Genomic DNA, 17,206 nt, shown 5'->3' with positions numbered 1-17,206 from the left:
GGTCAGCAGAGGTCGAACCGATCGAGGTTCATCACCTTGTCCCACGCGGCCACGAAGTCACGCACGAACTTCTCTCCCGCGTCCTGGCACGCGTAGACCTCCGAGACGGCCCGAAGTTGGGAGTTCGAACCGAGGATGAGGTCGACCGCGGTGGCGGTCCACTTGAGCTCGCCCGTGGTGCGGTCCCGGCCTTCGAACACGTTCTCGTCCGAAGTCGATGTCTGCCACTGAGTGCTCATGTCGAGCAGGTTGACGAAGAAGTCGTTGGTCAGTGTCTCCGGCCGGTGCGTGAAGACGCCGTGCGGGGATCGCTGGAAGCCGGTGTTCAGGACCCGCATGCCGCCGATCAGCACCGTCATCTCGGGAGCGGTCAGCGTCAGCAGGTTGGCGCGGTCCAGCAGGAGGGTCTCCGGCGACAACTTCTCTCCCGTGCGGAGGTAGTTGCGGAATCCGTCGGCCCTGGGTTCGAGCACGGCGAACGACTCCACGTCGGTCTGTTCCTGCGAGGCGTCCGTGCGCCCCGGTGCGAACGGGACCGTGATGTCGTACCCGGCGTTCTTCGCGGCCTGCTCGACGGCCGCGCACCCGCCCAGGACGATCAGGTCGGCGAGCGAGACCTTCGTTCCGCCAGCATGCGAGAGGTTGAAGTCCTGCTGAATCTGCTCCAGCTTCTGCAACGCCTCGGCCACCTCGGGCAGGTGGTTGACCTCCCAGTCCCGCTGCGGTGCGAGCCGAAGCCGTGCCCCGTTGGCCCCGCCACGCTTGTCGGTGCCGCGGAAGCTCGCCGCCGCCGCCCAAGCGGTGGTGACCAGCTGGGAGATGGACAGTCCCGAAGCGACGATCCTGCTCTTGAGGGCGGCGATGTCCTTGTCTGTGACGAGTTCATGATCGGCCTCGGGGACGGGATCCTGCCACAGTTGCGGCTCGGGAACCCACGGGCCGAGGTAGCGCGCGACGGGTCCCATGTCGCGGTGCAGCAGCTTGTACCACGCTTTGGCGAACGCCTCCGCGAGCTTGTCCGGGTTCTCGTGGAAGCTCTTCGCGATCGGGCCGTAGACCGGATCCAGCTTCAGCGCGAGGTCCGTCGTCAGCATCATGGGAGCGTGCCTCTTCGACGGATCATGAGCGTCGGGCACCGTGTCCTTGGCCGAAGGGTCCGTGGGAGTCCACTGTTTGGCACCGGCGGGGCTCGTCGTCAGCTCCCAGTCGTACCGGAACAGGTTGTCCAGGTACCCGTTGTCCCACCTCGTCGGCTCGGTGGTCCATGCGCCCTCGAGCCCACTGGTGAGCGCGTCGGCGCCCTTGCCGCTGCCGTACATGTTCCGCCAGCCGAGGCCTTGCTGCTCGACAGGGCAGGCCTCGGGTTCCGGACCGATGTACGCGGGGTCGACGGCACCATGACACTTGCCGAAGGTGTGACCGCCGACGATGAGTGCGACCGTCTCCTCGTCGTTCATCGCCATGCGCCCGAATGTCTCGCGAACGTCCCGGGCGGCGGCGATCGGATCCGGGTTGCCGTTGGGCCCCTCCGGATTGACGTAGATCAGTCCCATCTGCACCGCACCGAAGGGCGTGGCGAGTTCCCGGTCGCCGCTGTAACGCTCATCTCCGAGCCAGGTGTCCTCGGGCCCCCAGAAGATTTCCTCGGGTTCCCAGATATCCTCTCGCCCGAAGCCGAACCCGAACGTCTTGAACCCCATTTATTCCATCGCGCAGTTGCCGGCGAAAACCAGGAGGTCGGCCCAGGAGATTTTCCGGCCGTACTTCTGCTTGACGGGCCAGAGCAAACGGCGCGCCTTGTCGAGACTCGCGTTGTCCGGCCAGCTGTTGAGGGGGGCAAAGCGCTGAGCGCCGCTGCCGCCACCGCCCCGGCCGTCGGCGATCCGGTACGTGCCCGCGGCGTGCCAGCTCATCCGGATGAAGAGCGGCCCGTAGTGGCCGTAGTCGGCAGGCCACCAGTCCTGCGACGTCGTCATCACCTCGAAGACGTCCCGTTTCAGCGCGTCCAGGTCGAGGGTCGCGAACTCTTTCGCGTAGTCGAAGTCCTCGTCCATCGGATTGGAGAGGGACGAGTGCTGGTGGAGAATCTGAAGGTCCAGCTGATTCGGCCACCAGTCCCGGTTTGTCCTGGGCCGAGTCGGCGTTGGGGTCGGTGAGGGGATTGCTGGGTTCTCGCTTTCGCTGCCGGACACGTCCGTCCTTCTTTCTGTCTCGGTGTTTCCACCCGCAATGCCGATGATGGTGATGTGTCGGCGTCCGTATGGTCGCGCACCGCACGCTGCACCGCTACGAAACACGCAGAGCACCCCGCATGACAGACGTGCGATTAGCGGCTGCTTTCTCCCCCGGACTTCTGGCGCAAACTGAATCCGGGTTCCCGGATATTCTGACCGCAAACCGTCGGAGAAGTGGCCGGGAACTCACGCCGGCGCCCTCACGTCGAGGCTCCCGGGCCGGCCGCCTCCTCGTCAGGGGGCGTCGCCACGTCGGGCCGGTGCCGGGACGGGCTGCTGGACGGCCTTGGGCAGGGCCTGTTCGGCCCAGATCACCTTGCCCTGCGGGGTGTACCGGGTGCCCCAGCGCTCAGCCATCTGCGACACCAGGAACAGGCCCCGGCCGCCCTCGTCCGTGGTCGCGGCGTACCGCAGATGCGGTGAGGTGCTGCTGCCGTCGGACACCTCGCAGATCAGCGTACGGTCGCGGATCAGCCGTACGTGAAACGGCTCGGCGCCATAGCGGATGGCGTTGGTGATGAGCTCACTCAGGACGAGCTCCGTGGTGAAGCCGAGTTCTGACAGGCCCCAGGCTTCGAGCTTCTCGGACACGGCGTCGCGCATCCCCGCGACCGCCGCCGGGTCCGGCGGTACATCCCAGTCGGAGATCCGGTCGGGCGGCAGTTCCCGTGTGCGGGCGACGAGCAGGGCGACGTCGTCCTTGGGGCGCTCGGGGAGCAAGCTGTCCAGCACGTCCTGGCAGGTCTCCTCGGGCGGCCGTCCGGGGTGGCCCGTCAGCGCAGCGCGCAGCAGTTCCATTCCCAGATCCAGGTCGCGTCTGCGGTCCTCGATGAGGCCGTCGGTGTACAGGACGAGCTGGGTTCCCTCCGCGAGGCACAGCTCCGCGGTCTGGAACGGCATGCCGCCGAGGCCGAGGGGCGGGCCGGCCGGCACGTCCGGGAAGGTGACGGTTCCGTCGGGCTGGACCAGTGCGGGCGCCAGATGCCCCGCACGCGCCGTGACGTAGCTGCGCGTCACGGGGTCGTAGATCCCGTACAGGCAGGTGGCGCCCACGAGGCCCGCGGCACTCTCGGCCGCCTCGTTCTGGTCGATGCGGCCGACCAGGTCGTCCAGATGGCTCAGCAGCTCGTCGGGCGGCAGATCGAGGGCGGAGAAGTTGTGCACCGCGGTCCGCAGTCGACCCATCGTGGCGGCGGCGTGGAGGCCGTGGCCGACCACATCGCCCACGGCCAGTGCCACCCGGCTCCCCGGCAGGGGAATGACGTCGAACCAGTCCCCGCCCACGCCCGACTGGGCGGGGAGGTAGCGGTAGGCGATGTCGAGGGCGTTCTGCTCGGGCACGGCCTGGGGCAGCAGGCTGCGCTGGAGGGTGACTGCCAGGGCGTGCTCACGGGTGTAGCGGCGGGCGTTGTCGATGCTTATCGCGGCACGGGCCACCAGTTCCTCCGCCAGCGACAGGTCCTCCTCGTCGAAGGGCTGACGTGGTCGCGCGCGCCAGAAGTTGGCCATGCCCAGCACGACGCCGCTGGCCTGGATGGGGGCGCTGATGAGGGAATGGATGCCGTAGTCGATGATCGCCCTGGCGCGCCCCGGGTCCTGCACGCGCCAGCCCGTGGCCGTCGGCAGATCGCTCACCAGCTGGGAGCGGCCGCTGCCGTAACCGCGCGCCTGAGGCGTGGAGGGAAGGTAGTCGAAAAGCCGCCCCTGTTCGGAGAGCGGATGGTCGTCCCGGATGCCGCGCACGGCAGCGCGTCGCATGTCCTTCGCCGTGAGCGCCGGCTCCTCGCCGTGCAGGACGGCGTCGGCCAGGTCCACAGTGACGAAGTCCGCGAAGCGGGGAATGGGGACTCGCGCCAACTCGTCGGCGGTGCGCAGCACGTCCAGCGTGGTACCGATGTGGAGTCCGGCGTCGTACAGCAGCCTGAGCCGTTCCCGCGCCACATCTGCCCTGCCGGTCACCGCCTGCAGTTCGGTGGTGTCGCGCAGCGTCACCACCGTCCCTTTGGGGCCGCCCTCGCGATCCGTGGGCCGCTGGTTGACCGCGAGCAGTCGATCTCCGGCGAGGTGCACCTCGTCAGTGGCCTCGTGTCCTGAGGCGAGAAGCGCCTTCGTCTCGGGATCGAGGCCCGGCAGATCCGAGACAAACCGTCCCTCGACGTCCGGGGGCAGCTCCAGCAGTCGTCTGGCTTCGTCGTTCGCCAGCATCAGCCGCCCGTCGGCAGCCACGATCAGCACCCCTTCCTTGACGGAGTGGAGCACCGTGTCGTGGTGCTCGTACATCAAGGTCATCTCGTCCGGGGCCAGGCTGTGTGTCTGCCGCCGCAGCCGTCGGCCCACCAGGACCGTCACACCGATGGACAACGCGAGCGCCCCGGCCCCTGCCCCCAGGATGATCGGTAGTTGGCGGTCCACCTGACTTTCGACGTTCTTGACCTTCATCCCGGCCGATACGAGGGCCACCACGTTGCTGGCAGCGTTCTTGATCGGGACCGTGGCCTGCACCTCGCGACCCAGCGGGCCCTTGACGCTCTCCACGTAGACCTTCCCCGCCAGCGACGGCCCGATCTTGCCGACGAACCGCTTTCCGATGCGGTCCGGCAAGGGGTGCGTGTACCGGATGCCCTTGGTGTCCATGACCACGATGAAGTCGACGCCGGTGGCCCGGCGCGCCGCCTCGGTGAGCGGTTGGAGAATTTTGCTCGGCTCCGGGGCCCGCAGTGCCGCCAAGATGCCTGGTGAGTGCGCGAACGTCTGCGCGACGGCCGTGGAGCGGCGCTTCGCCTCGGCGCTGGTGTCCCGCTCCGACTGCAGGACAAGGGCAAAGACGCCGGCGGTTACGAGCAGCACCACCAGGGCCACCTGGAAAACCAGCACCTGCCCGGCCACGCTTCGCGTGCCCTTGCTGATCAGCCCCTTTGCTGAGGGGCGCTGAAAACGGGCGAAACGACTCGCCATGCGACCTTTCTAACACCGGTGATCCCAAGTGGCCAGGCCTGCCCGCCCTGCCCTTGCTCGGCTGAGTTCGGGTGTCTGTGTGGTCATGCGCGGTATGGGCCGGGCCTCCGGGCGGGGCAGGCCGCCCCGATCGCTCGCGTGCGGTGCGTGACATCCCCGCGCCCGATGTCCGCTCAGGTCGATATGATGCATTTTGTGATCATGATTGGGCGGCTGTGGCGCCGTCGTCCTGCCTACGGCGGCCGATGGGAAGCTGCCCGGCTGTCACCCGTGATCCTGACCGTCCTCATCGCCGGCCTGGCGTTCTCCACACCCAGGGAAATCGCCGTCAGCCGCCTTCTGCCCGCCGCACCCGCCCTTGCTGCCGCGATGTGGCCCGTGCTCCCCACGATCCTGTTGGGGGCGTTCTGCCTGCTGACCATGATCGTTCTCAGCTTCGTCTACACCGATCTGGGGACGCAGTACACGTCGGCCGCGATCATCGCGGTCACTTTGGCGGCCGCGTACGCGAGCCATGTCCGGCTTCAGCGAGAGGAAATACTCTTCCAGGTCCGGCTCGTCGCCGACGCGGTCCAGAAGGTGCTGCTGCGCCCGCTGCCGCGCCGCATCGAGGACGTGGAGATCGAGTCGCTGTATCTGGCGGCCCAGGAGCAGGCCCGGATCGGCGGCGACTTCTATGAGGCGATCGGTACACCGCACGGGGTCCGGCTGCTCATAGGCGACGTACGCGGCAAGGGCATGGCCGCGGTGGGGGCGGCCTCGGCGGTGATCAGCTGCTTCAGGGAGGCCGCGTACGACGAGCCCGACCTGCAGGGCATCATCCACCGGCTGGAGACCACCATCACGCGCCACAGCGCTGCGTTTCCCGTCCAGGACCAGTCGGAGCACTTCGCCACCGCTCTCCTCGCCGAGATCCCGTACGGCGGCGGCCACATGCGACTGCTCAACTGTGGGCATCCCCCACCGCTGATCGCGCACCGTGGGCAGGTCCGGGTCCTCGAGCCCGCCATCCCCTCGCCGCCCCTCAACCTCGCCGAGCTAATCGGTGACCGCTACTGGGTCGACATCGTCGCCATCGCCCCGGGTGACCAGTTGCTGCTGTACACGGACGGCGTATCTGAGACCCGGGACCACACGGGCCAGTTCTTCCCGCTGTCCGACTGGATGCGGCGGCAGGGCCTGGAGCAGCCCCGCGAGCTGCTCGACCGGCTGCACAGAGATCTGCTGCAGCACAGCGGCGGAAGGCTCGACGACGACATCGCCGCCCTCGCGCTGAAGTGCTCTCGGGGGCCATGACGAGAGAAGCTGCGGGGTGTCGTCCCACGGGCCCGCCGGCTTCGGCTGCACCGACTTCCGGCGGGCACCCCTGAGCGTCCAGGCGTGTACGGATGAACGGGCCAGGACGGCGGCGTGTCGCTGCCCGGGCAAGGTCGCTGCGATTGGCCCTTCGACCGACGCTTCGACGAGTGGCTTTGACGGGAACGACGACGGACGGAGAAACGGATGCTGGTACTGGGGCGCTCGCAGGTCGAGTCCCTGCTCGACCTGGACACGTTGATCGATGCGCTCGCCTCGGCGATGGCGGACCGCCCTCGCTGACGCGTCGTTCCACGTAGGCACGGGTGCGGATGTCCCAGCGCAGGCGGGCTATGACGATGGTGTAGAGAGCTGAGTTGGCCTGGCGGTTGCCGCCGCGGTTGAGTCTGCGCCGCTGGGTCTTTCCAGACGATGCTTCCACGGGGCTGGCACCGCAGAGGGCGGCGAATGATGCCTCGCTGCCCATGCGGTCAGGGTTGTCGCCGGCTGCCGTCAGTAACACAGCGGCAGTGTCCGGGCCGACGCCGTACAGGCTCAGCTGCTTGGGTGCGCGAGCGCCGATCGCTGTGGTGATCCGGGCCGTGATGTCGTTGATCTCCTCGGTGCGATGCAGGATTCGCCTGGCAAGCAGCCGGAGCGTATGGCGCGAAGCGGCCTGCGGCCCCGTGCCCGGCGCGGACCGCAGCTGCGAACACCGGCGGATGAGCTTGGGGTTACTCAGCCCGGCCAGGGACTCCCGCAGCGCTGGGTCTGCGGCCACGAGCACGGCCTTGAGCTGGTTGATGGCCATGGAGCGGGACTTGACGGCGGAGGTCTTGGCCAGCTTGAACAGCCGAATCGTTTCCACCGGCCCGTCGGCCGTTTTGGCGGTGGCCGTGGCCCGGCCGCAGAGAACGGCCTGGGCCGCGGCCGCCGCGTCGATGGAGTCGGACTTGCCGTGCCGGCGCCGTGCCGCTTTTGTCGGGCTGGTTGACCTCGGTGACCGTGATGCCTTCACGGTGCAGATGGCGGGTGAGCGCAGCTCCGTAGGAGCCGGTGCATTCCACCCCGGCCCGCTGCAACTGCCCAAAAACACGGGCCCAGGAAAGAAGCTGCCGGTAGCCCTCCTGGGTCGTGGCAAAGCCTCGAGTGTCTAGCAGGCCTCCTGTGCTGGTGATGACCGCAGCCACATGGACGTCCTTGTGCGTATCCACTCCGAGCAGGACCTGTTCGCGATGGTGAGCTGGGCAGTGTCGTGGATGGGATTGCTCAGTCATGCTGGACACGGTCGCCTGTCTCCTGATCGCCTCGGGAACACCGGTTGGCCGACGCCGAAGCGGTGGTGGCGTCAGGACTGTGACGGTGCCTGTCGCGAAGGCCCCTATCGGGACACGCCCACCGTTTCGGTGGCAGCACCCACCGCCTCAGACAGCAGTCGGCAGATCAAACGCAAGGCACCAGGGCCAGTCGTATCGCGGGCCAGACCACCGCCCAAAGCGACACCCCAACATCCTCACAGTCCTACCGGCATGTGACGACGCTGGCGGAGGCGAGTGACGTGGCATGGAGTCGATGCGACTCGTCACTCCACGTGAGGAGGTTGGGCCACACGGCGGCGAGGACCTCGTCGATGATCCCGGAGAGGCGTCTTCCACGGCAGCCAAGTCACTCCGGCTCGCGGAATCATGTCGATTCACTGAGATGGGCCGTCGCCGTCTAGGACGGCACGGGCAGCGGCAAGGAAGTCTTTTGGGCCCCTGCGGGCCGCCCGCACGTGGGAAGAGTCGATCACCGCCCGCGACCAGTCCAGCTTCTTCGCCGCGCGCAGCTTCTTCAGCAGCACCAGATGCAACTGGTCCCACACCCCGGCCTCGTTCCACGCAGCCAGCCGCCGCCAGCAGGTCATGCCTGAGCCGAAAACCAGCTCCTGCGGCAGGTACTCCCACTGAATACCCGTGTACAGGACGAACAGGATGCCGCACAACGTCCGCCGGTCCGGGACCCGCGGTCTGCCCTCAACCAACTTCGGACCAGGCACGGGCAGCAACGGCTCGATCAGCGACCACAGTTCATCCGACGCGATCCACGGCCGCGACTGACGATTCCCCACGACCAGACCAACGACCATCCAAGCCGAAAGCCACATGATCAACGGCTTCTGTTGGGACCTCTTAGTCTCGCCAGCCATAGCGCCGCTCGGGCCGGCCGGCGGCGCCGTAACGCAGGGAGACATCCGCCGTGCCGGTGGTGTGGAAGTGCTCCAGGTAACGGCGGGCGCTGACACGGGAGATACCGGTGGCGGCCGCGCATTCGGCGGCCGACAGGGTGCCGTCCGCATCGCGGAGCGTGCGTTCGACGAGGTCGGCGGTCTCCACGCTCAGGCCCTTCGGGAGTCTGGCGACGGCCGAGGGGACGTGCCCTGCGCACAGCACGCGGTCGATGTCGGCCTGGCCGCGCACCACCGTGGTGAGAAGCCGGCCGCGCCGTTCGGCGTACCGGTCCAGGCGGGGCTTCAGGTCCTCGTAGTCGAAGGGTTTGAGGAGGTAGTCCACGACACCGTGGCGGACCGCGCCGCGCACGGTGTCAGCCTCGCGCGCGGCACTGATGACCATGAAGTCGCAGTCGTGTCCCGCGGTGCGCAGCCGCGGGATGACATCCAGGCCGAAGACATCGGGCAGATAGAGGTCGAGGAGGACCAGGTCCGGGCGCAGTTCGTCGACCGCGGTGATGGCCTGCTCTCCGGTCCCCGCGGTGCCCACGACCCTGAACGGCGGCACCCTCTCGACGAAGGTGCGGTGGACCCGAGCCACCATGAAGTCGTCGTCGACGACGAGAACATCGATCGTGCCGGAGGTGTCCCTCACTGTGCTCCTCCTTCCTCGATCGCTTCCGTCGAGTGGCTCACGGACATGCGCGCGGTGAACCGGGCCCCTTCGGCGGTGTTGGTCACCCTGATCTCCCCGCCACGCCGTTCACAGACGAGCTGGGTGAGGGCCAGGCCGATGCCACGCTCGCCCTCCGCGGCGGCCTTGGTGGTGAAACCGTGGTGGAAGACCTCCCGGGCGAGTTCGGGCGCTACCCCCGGGCCCGAGTCGCACACCACGATCTCCACGCTGGACGCGTCCTGCCGGAGTTCGACCTCGACCCAGGGCTCCCGGCCGTCGGGGCCGCTCCCGGCGGCGGCGTCGATGGCGTTGTCGACCAGGTTGCCGACCACAGTCGCCACGTCGGCGGCATCCTCCGGGGCGAGCCGGCCGAGGGAGGTGTCGTCCGAGACCTTCAGGGTGATCTTTCGTTCAGCCGCGAAGGAGTCCTTCGCCATGAGGAGAGCGGCGACGGCCGGATCGTGGACGCGGCGGCCGATGGTCATGTCCAGGGACTGGCGGCGCCGGGTGAGCGCCCGGACGTAGCGCACGACCTCGTCCTGCTCACCGATCTGGATGAGTCCGGAGATGGTGTGCAGCTGGTTGGCGAACTCGTGTGTCTGGGCCCGCAGCAGCTCGGACGTGCTGCGGAAGGAGCCGATCTCGCGTTCCAGCCGCGCCAGTTCGGTGCGGTCCCGCAGGGTGGTGACCGAGCCGAGCAGGCGGTCGTTCTTCGTGACGGTCATCCTGTTCATCACCAGCACACGACCGTGCCGTATGACCACTTCGTCGGGTCCGTGCTCCGCTTCGGGCCGGGTGCCGGTGAGTACGTCGTGCAGACGGCCGTCGATGCCGAGCTCGTCCAGCGTCCGGCCCACGCACTCCTCAGGCAGGTCGAGCAGCTGTCTGCCCACCTCATTGACCAGAGTGAGGCGCTGCTGGGGGTCCAGGGCGACCACGCCCTCGGCGATCCCGTACAGCATGGCCTCGCGGTGTTCGGCGAGGCCGGTGATCTCTCGCGGTTCCAGACCAAGCGTCTGCCGTTTTACCCGTCGGGCAAGGAGCCAGGAGCCGGCGAGGCCCAGCCCGCTGGCGATGCCCAGATAGGCGAGGAGATAGGAGGACGCCCCACTGAGCCGCTGCCACACCGTCGGGGACGCCTCCCCGATCATGACGATGCCCAGGGTCCGCCCCAGGCCACCGCTCGCCGCGCCGAGCACCGGCACCTGCGCCACCAGTTCGCGGCTGCCGTCCCAGGTGAGCGAGCCGGACCAGCCTCGTCCGCGGGCAACCCCCGGTCCGAACCGCAGCCGGTCACCGATGACCGTCGGGTTGGTCGAACTGACGATGCGACCGGAGGAGTCGGTGATGGTCACGGAGCTGACCCCGGACTGCACCAGCGTGGAGTGCGTCAGCGGGGCCAGCGTCTCCTCCGGCGCTGGACGCGGGAGTTGGTTGCGCACCAGTGGATTGGCGGCCAACTGCTCGGCCATCGCACTCACGCGGCGGCCCTCGACCCGGCTGAAGGTGGCCTCCGACTGGGCGAGCGAGAGCGCCGCGACCGCCAGCAGCACGACCACGACGATGGCGAGCTGCAGCGCCAGCATCTCGCCCGCGAGGGTATGGCGGCGAAAACTGGTGACCACAACGAACTCAATCTCTACTGCTGACACAAACTGGGCGGCTCGCACCTCGGGCTGCACAATCATGACGTCCACCCCGGCGGCTGCGGAAGAGAGGTGCCATGAGAGGTCGCTCGCACGCCCTTCGCGGCGCCCTTCTCGCGCTGTCGCTGCTTCTCGTCACCGGGTGCCAGATGCTGCCCGACGGGGAATCCGCCGACGCCGGGCTGCGGATCATGGTTCCGAACACCGCCGGTGGCGGATACGACACCACGGCCCGGACGGTGGCCCGCGTGCTTCAGGAGACCGGCGTGGACTCCGGCGTGCAGGTCTTCAACCTGCCGGGAGCAGGCGGCACGGTCGGCCTGCAGCGCATCGTGAACGAGCGGGGCAACGGCAGGCTCGTCCTGCAGATGGGTCTCGGAGTGATCGGTGCGTCGTACGTGGCGCACACGAAGGCGTCAGTCCTCGAGACCACTCCCCTGGCCCGGCTGGTCGAGGAGGCCGGCGCGGTGGTCGTGCGTCGTGACTCGCCCTACCGATCGATCGACGATCTGATCTCCGCCTGGAAGAGGAACCCCGCGCGCTTGAAGGTCGGGGGCGGATCCTCACTCGGCGGACCGGACCACCTGCTGGCCATGGAGTTGGCCAAGGCCGTCGGTATCGGCCCGCACCGGGTCGGCTACGTCGCCTACGACGGCGGTGGCGGCGACCTGCTGCCCGCTCTCCTCGACGGCAAGGTCGACTTCGCCACCACCGGCTTCGGCGAGTTCGTCGACCAGATCGACGCCAGTCAGCTCAGGGTCCTCGCGGTGACCAGCCCACGACCGATCGGCGCACTGCCCGGAGTACCGACCCTCAAGGCGTCCGGCATCGACCTGGTCTTCAGCAACTGGCGGGGAGTCGTGGCGCCGCCCGGCATCCGGGGCGCCGACCGGATCCGATGGATCGACGCGCTGACAGCGATGCACCGGTCCCGGCAGTGGAAAGCGGAACTCCGCCGCCACGGCTGGACCGACGCGTTCACCACCGGCGACGCCTTCGCCGCATACCTGTCCGAACAGGACACCTCCGTAGCCCGTCTCGTCAGGGATCTCGGACTGGACTGACCGGGCCACCGCCCGCCCCTCCTGACACCAGCCGCACCACCACCCCTCTGCGCTGCGGCTCACTTCGCCATGCCCATCAAGCCGTCCACCTCAACCCGTCTGTCGAAAGGCGCACCCGCATGACGCCGCACACCTGGTGGTTGCTGCTCATCCTCACCATCGCGATCACGGCCCTGATCTACCTCATCAACTCCCGCTCGCGCATCCATCCGTTCGTCGCGCTCATCGTCGTCGCTGTCGGCACCGGCCTCGCCGCCGGTGAGCCCGCCGCCAAACTGGTGGAGTCCCTCGAGGACGGTGCCGGCGGCACCCTCGGGGACGTGGGCATCACCCTGGCCCTGGGCGCCATGCTCGGGCGTCTGCTGTCCGACTCGGGCGCCACCGACGCCCTCGCCCACGCCCTGATCGACCGCTCCAGCACCCGCAGGCTGCCCTGGCTGGTCACGGCCGCGGCGTTCGTGATCGGCATCCCGATGTTCTTCGAGGTCGGCCTGATCGTGCTGCTGCCACTGATCTTCAGCGTGGCGCGCAGGCTGGAGGCCCAGGGCGGCGCGAAGGGCTCCCCGTACGTCCTGCTCGGCGTACCGGCCATCGCCGCGCTGTCCACCCTGCACGGCATGCTGCCGCCGCACCCGGGGCCGCTCACCGCCATGACCGGTCTCCACGCCGACCTGGGCCTCACCATGGTCGTCGGCTTCGTCTGCGCCGTCCCCACCGTGATCCTGGCCGGCCCCGTCTACGCCCGTTGGATCGCTCCGCGTCTTGCCGAGGTTCGCCCGGACGAGGCTCTTGTCGCGCAGTTCACGGGTGCATCGCAGTCTGTCCGAAGGAAGTCGCCGGTCAGCGTGACGGCCGGCGTTCCGAACGCGTCATCGGCGGATACGGACGTCACGTCCCGTTCCGGGATACCGACCGGGCTGGCCATCACCGCGGTGCTCGTCCCCGTCGGCCTCATGCTGCTGCGGACCCTCGCCGAAACGGTGCTCGACGAGACGAGCACGGTGGGTTCCGCGCTGACCTTCCTGGGCGAGCCCGTCGTGGCGATGCTCGCCGGGCTGCTCTTCGCCCTCGGCGTGACCGCTCTTGGCACGGACCGTACCGGCGAGGAGGTCCGCGCCTCCCTCACGGACAGCCTGAAGTCCATCGCCGCCATCCTGCTCATCATCGGGGGCGGTGGCGCGTTCAAGCAGGTTCTCCAGGACTCCGGCATCGGCGACGCGATCGCCTCCGCCGCCAAGGGGGCGCATCTGAACGTCATCGTACTGGGCTGGCTGATCGCACTCCTGCTGTCGCTGACCACCGGTTCCGCCACCGTCGGCATCGTCTCCGCCACCGGCATCATCGCCCCCATGGTCAGCGGAGGCGGTCTGGAGGCATCGCTGCTCGTGGTGGCCATCGGGGCAGGTTCCCTCGGGCTGAACTACGTGAACCACGCCGGTTTCTGGCTGGTCAAGGAATCCTTCGGCATGGATCTCACACAGGCCACGAAGACACAGACCGTGGTGCAGACGTTGGTGAGTGTGCTCGGCCTCGGAATGGCGCTCCTCCTGTCCGTGTTCGCCTGACAGCCACCGAGCGGTGTGCATCGTGAAGGTGCACACCGCTCAGTGAGCTTCTTCGCGCTGGTCCCTGACAGGTGACAGGCCGTGAAGCGCAACGAGCGAGGCCCCCGAGCTGTTGATCGAGATGTCTGACGTCTCAACCACGCTGCTCGGGGGCCTCGTTGGTCATCTGCCCTGCCGCACCCAACCTGCCCCATGCACGCGTGGAGTGGGTAACCATGCTCGTCGTCACCCGTGAGGGTGGCCGGCGCTGCAAGCTCCGCCCGTCCCAGTGCGCGATGGTGGCACTGGTGTACCTGCGCGAACACACCACCCTCGTGAAGATCGCTGCTGGGTTCGGGACCAGCGAGTCCACCGCCCACGCCTACACCAGCCAGGTCATGACTTGCTCGCCGAACGCGCGCCGGGCTGGCTGAAAGTCCTGCGCGAGGCCGACGCGGACTTCGTCCTGCTGCGGCAACCAGTGCTGGCCCGCGCGGTGCGCGGATCACCGAGGCTCACGGCCCCCACGGGCAGGGCATCCTCGCTGAGCGCCGCCACTCAGTGACCTCGTGCGATCCAGCCGGCGAGGTGGGACGCTTCAGCGCCGATGGTGGTGGCCTGACCGTGCCCGGTACGCGCTTGCGTGGCCGGTGGCAGCACGAGGAGGCGGTCCCGGATCGAACGGATGATGGTCGGGAAGTCCGAGTACGACCGACCGGTCGCGCCTGGACCCCCCGCGAACAGCGTGTCGCCCGTGAAGACGGTGTTGAGCGATGGCAGGTACAGGCAGATGGCCCCGGGCGTGTGCCCAGGAGTGTGCAGCACGCGCAGTTCCGTGCCCGCGACGGGGATGCGCTGGTCGTCGGAGAGGTAACCGTCGGGGTCTGGTCGGGGTGGGTGTGCTTCCACAGCAGCCGGTCGTCCAGGTGGACGAGGACGGGCGCGCCGGTGGCCTCGGCGAGGGCGGGAGCCGCGTTGATGTGATCGTTGTGGGCATGGGTGCACACGATGGGGGTCAGACGGCGGTCCCCGACGGCACGGGCGATGGCCTCCGCGTCGTGAGCGGCGTAGATGACGACCGCCTCGTGGTCGTCGCCGACGATCCAGACGGTGTTGTCGACGTTCCAGGTGCCGCCGTCCAGGCTGAAGGTGCCCGAGGTGATGACGTGCTCGATACGGACGCCGGTCATCACAGCATCACCACCGAACGCAGGATGTCGCCCCAGTCCATATGGGCAAAGGCGTCCTCGACCTCGTCCAGGGCGATGGTCTCGGTGACGAAGGCGTCCAGGTCCAGTCGGCCCTGCAGGTAGAGGTCGATGAGCATCGGGAAGTCGCGGGAGGCCAGGCAGTCGCCGTACCAGGAGGACTTCAGGGCTCCGCCGCGGCCGAAGACGTCCAGCAGTGGCAGGTCGAGCGTCATCTCCGGGGTGGGCAACCCGACCAGGACCACCGTGCCGGCGAGGTCGCGGGCGTAGAAGGCCTGCCGGTAGGTTTCCCGTCGGCCGACGGCCTCGATGACGGCGTCGGCGCCGAACCCGCCGGTCAACTCGCGGATCGCCTCGACCGGGTCGGTCTCCTTGGAGTTGACGGTGTGGGTGGCGCCCAGCCTCGTGGCGGTGGCCAGCTTGCGGTCGTCGATGTCGACGGCGATGACCCTGGCCGCACCGGCCAGGTGGGACCCGACGACCGCGGCATCCCCGACGCCACCGCAGCCGATGACGGCCACCGTGTCTCCTCGGCCGACGTTGCCGGTGTTGATCGCCGCGCCGATGCCGGCCATCACCCCGCAGCCGAGCAGACCGGCCGCGGCCGGTGAGGCGGCCGGGTCGACCTTCGTGCACTGCCCGGCAGCGACCAGCGTCTTCTCGGCGAAGGCTCCGATACCGAGTGCGGGCGAGAGCTCGGTGCCGTCCAGGAGAGTCATCTTCTGTGCGGCGTTGTGGGTGTCGAAGCAGTACTGGGGGCGTCCGCGCCGGCAGGCGCGGCAGCGGCCGCACACGGCGCGCCAGTTGAGGATGACGAAGTCGCCGGGTTCGACGTCCGTCACTCCGGGGCCGACTTCTTCGACGACGCCGGACCTCGTGCCCGAGGAGGAAGGGGAAGTCGTCGTTGATGCCCCCGTCGCGGTAGTGCAGGTCGGTGTGGCAGACACCGCACGCCTGGACTTTCACCACTGCCTCTCCCGGGCCCGGGTCGGGCACGACGATCGTCTCGACGGCCACCGGGTCGCCTTCGGCGCGGGCGACGACGCCGCGTACGTGGTGGGGCATGGATGTGGTCCTCTCGCTGTGCGATGTGGGTGGGTGGGACGGGGTGCGGTTGCCGGAGGTCACCTTGCGGGCCGCACGGTGACGGGGAGTGCTGCCCAGGAGCGCAGGGTGTTGTTGAGATGGCGACGGGGTTCGCCGGTGAGCTCGATGCGTTCCACGCGGCGGGCGAGGGCGGTCAGCAGGGCCTCGGCCTCCAGGCGGGCGACGTGCTGGCCGACGCACTGGTGGATGCCCATGCCGAAGCCGACGTGGCCGGAGGGGTCCCGGGTGAGGTCGAAGCGGTCGGCATCGAGCCAGCGGGCCGGGTCGCGGTTGGCGGCGCCGAGGAACATCAGGATCTTCGTGCCCTCGGGGATGCGGGCGCCGGCGATGCTGACGTCGGTGGTGGCCGTACGGAAGAAGGTCTGCACGGGTGACTGCCAGCGCACCGCTTCGTCGAACGCCACACGTGCCGACTCGGGTCGTTCGCGCAGTCGTTGCCACTGGTCGGGATGGGTGGCGAAGGCGTAGAGGGTGGCGGCGAGGCCGTGGACGGTGGTGTCGACGCCGGCGGTGAGCAGGGAGCGCACCACCAGGGGTGCCTGGGTGTGCGTGAGGTCGCCGCGGTCGGCGGCGGCCCCGATACGGGAGCCGAAACCGTCCTCGCTCAGCGCCTCGCGGGCGCACTGGGCGTTCACCCAGGCCGACAACTCGGCCGCCCTGTCAGCGTCGGCCTTCACGAGGTCGTTAGCCGGTCCGAAGGCGTTGAAGGCCGTGTTGCCGTAAGGCAGGAGGTTGTCCCGTCCCTCGGGCCCCAGTCCTACGGCGTCGGGGAACACCCGTAGCGGAAACGCCCCGGCCAGGCCCGTGAAGGCGTCGAACTGGCTGCCCCGGTCGGCCAGTACGGTGTCGACCAGTTCCTCGGCGACCGTCTGCCACGTCGCGCGCAGTTGCCGCAGGGCGGGTGGTGCGAGGATCTCGCGCAGGACACGGCGCGGGGCGTCGTGGTGCGGCGGGTCGGCTTCCAGCAGCAGGCTCGGCGGCCGCCAGGGTCTCTCGTGACGGAAGTTGGCCAGTCCGACGCCGGCGGCGGACTGGAAGGCCTGCCAGTCGACCAGGGCGGCGTGCACCTCGCCGTAGCGGGCCAGCGCGTACACGTTGTAGCGGCTCAGGTGGACGACCGGACCGGCTTGCCGCAACTGCTGGTGCAGCGGCTCGGGTTGTGCCAGATGGTCGGCGGCGAAGGGGTCCGCGTCACTCGTGGCGAGCGAGACGGCGGGGGCCGGTGCGTGGGTCATGGCGGCTCCGAACGGAAGAGGGCACGGGGCGC

8 protein-coding genes and 6 pseudogenes are annotated in these 17,206 nt (G+C 68.8%); 4 read left to right on the top strand and 10 right to left on the bottom strand.

Features of this window, described 5'->3' with window-relative positions:
- Positions 1-2: 2 nt before the first annotated feature.
- Both katG and EDD92_RS47675 read right to left on the bottom strand, forming a co-directional pair.
- A pseudogene (gene katG / locus EDD92_RS47680) lies at positions 3-2,192 on the bottom strand (catalase/peroxidase HPI).
- Positions 2,193-2,468: 276 nt separating this feature from the next.
- Entirely contained in the window at positions 2,469-5,189 is a 2,721-nt protein-coding gene (locus tag EDD92_RS47675; protein ID WP_185124365.1) for a SpoIIE family protein phosphatase, read from the bottom strand.
- A gap of 201 nt (positions 5,190-5,390) precedes the next feature.
- On the opposite strand from EDD92_RS47675, the gene EDD92_RS47670 reads away from it, so the two are divergent.
- A complete protein-coding gene (locus EDD92_RS47670; protein ID WP_185124503.1) occupies positions 5,391-6,485 on the top strand; it encodes a PP2C family protein-serine/threonine phosphatase in 1,095 nt (364 codons plus the stop codon).
- A gap of 373 nt (positions 6,486-6,858) precedes the next feature.
- On the opposite strand, the pseudogene EDD92_RS51900 reads toward EDD92_RS47670, so the two are convergent.
- From EDD92_RS51900 to EDD92_RS47650, 5 genes and pseudogenes are all read right to left on the bottom strand, one after another.
- Positions 6,859-7,296 (bottom strand): annotated as a pseudogene (locus EDD92_RS51900) (transposase); the annotation flags it as partial.
- Positions 7,220-7,762 carry an IS110 family transposase gene (locus tag EDD92_RS51895; protein WP_260327245.1) on the bottom strand — a complete coding sequence of 181 codons (543 nt, stop codon included), beginning with the start codon at positions 7,760-7,762 and terminating at the stop codon, positions 7,220-7,222. The gene EDD92_RS51895 and the pseudogene EDD92_RS51900, both read right to left, overlap by 77 nt.
- A gap of 470 nt (positions 7,763-8,232) precedes the next feature.
- Positions 8,233-8,613 (bottom strand): annotated as a pseudogene (locus EDD92_RS47660) (transposase); the annotation flags it as partial.
- A 43-nt stretch (positions 8,614-8,656) separates the two neighbouring features.
- Positions 8,657-9,349, bottom strand: a complete 693-nt coding sequence (locus EDD92_RS47655) for a response regulator (protein ID WP_030948008.1) — start codon at positions 9,347-9,349, stop codon at positions 8,657-8,659.
- Complete coding sequence (locus tag EDD92_RS47650; protein ID WP_123970077.1) at positions 9,346-10,995, bottom strand: ATP-binding protein; 1,650 nt, start codon at positions 10,993-10,995, stop codon at positions 9,346-9,348. The genes EDD92_RS47655 and EDD92_RS47650 overlap by 4 nt, the downstream gene beginning before the upstream one ends.
- Before the next feature lie 98 nt (positions 10,996-11,093).
- Here EDD92_RS47650 and EDD92_RS47645 point away from each other — a divergent pair, with 98 nt between their 5' ends.
- The 3 genes and pseudogenes from EDD92_RS47645 to EDD92_RS47635 form a co-directional block, all read left to right on the top strand.
- Entirely contained in the window at positions 11,094-12,080 is a 987-nt protein-coding gene (locus tag EDD92_RS47645) for a tripartite tricarboxylate transporter substrate binding protein (RefSeq protein WP_123970076.1), read from the top strand.
- 119 nt (positions 12,081-12,199) lie between these two features.
- Positions 12,200-13,645, top strand: coding sequence for a GntP family permease (locus tag EDD92_RS47640; protein WP_123970075.1), 1,446 nt, complete (start codon positions 12,200-12,202; stop codon positions 13,643-13,645).
- A 158-nt stretch (positions 13,646-13,803) separates the two neighbouring features.
- A pseudogene (locus tag EDD92_RS47635) lies at positions 13,804-14,096 on the top strand (transposase family protein); the annotation flags it as partial.
- Between the two features lie 86 nt (positions 14,097-14,182).
- On the opposite strand, the pseudogene EDD92_RS47630 reads toward EDD92_RS47635, so the two are convergent.
- The 3 genes and pseudogenes from EDD92_RS47630 to EDD92_RS47620 form a co-directional block, all read right to left on the bottom strand.
- Positions 14,183-14,814 (bottom strand): annotated as a pseudogene (locus tag EDD92_RS47630) (MBL fold metallo-hydrolase).
- A pseudogene (locus tag EDD92_RS47625) lies at positions 14,814-15,897 on the bottom strand (S-(hydroxymethyl)mycothiol dehydrogenase). Before EDD92_RS47625 ends, EDD92_RS47630 begins: the two co-directional pseudogenes overlap by 1 nt.
- 59 nt (positions 15,898-15,956) lie before the next feature.
- The gene (locus tag EDD92_RS47620) at positions 15,957-17,174 is read right to left on the bottom strand and encodes a cytochrome P450 (RefSeq protein ID WP_123970074.1); all 1,218 of its coding nucleotides are present in this window, start codon (positions 17,172-17,174) and stop codon (positions 15,957-15,959) included.
- Positions 17,175-17,206: the final 32 nt, after the last annotated feature.

Origin of the sequence: Streptomyces sp. TLI_185, assembly GCF_003814765.1 — a bacterium.
In the GTDB taxonomy this organism is placed as follows: Bacteria; Actinomycetota; Actinomycetes; order Streptomycetales; family Streptomycetaceae; genus Streptomyces.
Note: the sequence above shows the minus strand (reverse complement) of the source record. Positions and strands in the feature narration are given on the sequence as shown.

What these genes read in the sequence shown, in the direction of transcription:
- EDD92_RS47645 (WP_123970076.1), top strand. Translation starts at nt 11,094, where the DNA reads ATGAGAGGTCGCTCGCACGCCCTTCGCGGCGCCCTTCTCGCGCTGTCG.
- EDD92_RS51895 (WP_260327245.1), bottom strand. Translation starts at nt 7,762, where the DNA reads ATGACTGAGCAATCCCATCCACGACACTGCCCAGCTCACCATCGCGAA.
- EDD92_RS47675 (WP_185124365.1), bottom strand. Translation starts at nt 5,189, where the DNA reads ATGGCGAGTCGTTTCGCCCGTTTTCAGCGCCCCTCAGCAAAGGGGCTG.
- EDD92_RS47620 (WP_123970074.1), bottom strand. Translation starts at nt 17,174, where the DNA reads ATGACCCACGCACCGGCCCCCGCCGTCTCGCTCGCCACGAGTGACGCG.
- EDD92_RS47670 (WP_185124503.1), top strand. Translation starts at nt 5,391, where the DNA reads ATGATTGGGCGGCTGTGGCGCCGTCGTCCTGCCTACGGCGGCCGATGG.
- EDD92_RS47640 (WP_123970075.1), top strand. Translation starts at nt 12,200, where the DNA reads ATGACGCCGCACACCTGGTGGTTGCTGCTCATCCTCACCATCGCGATC.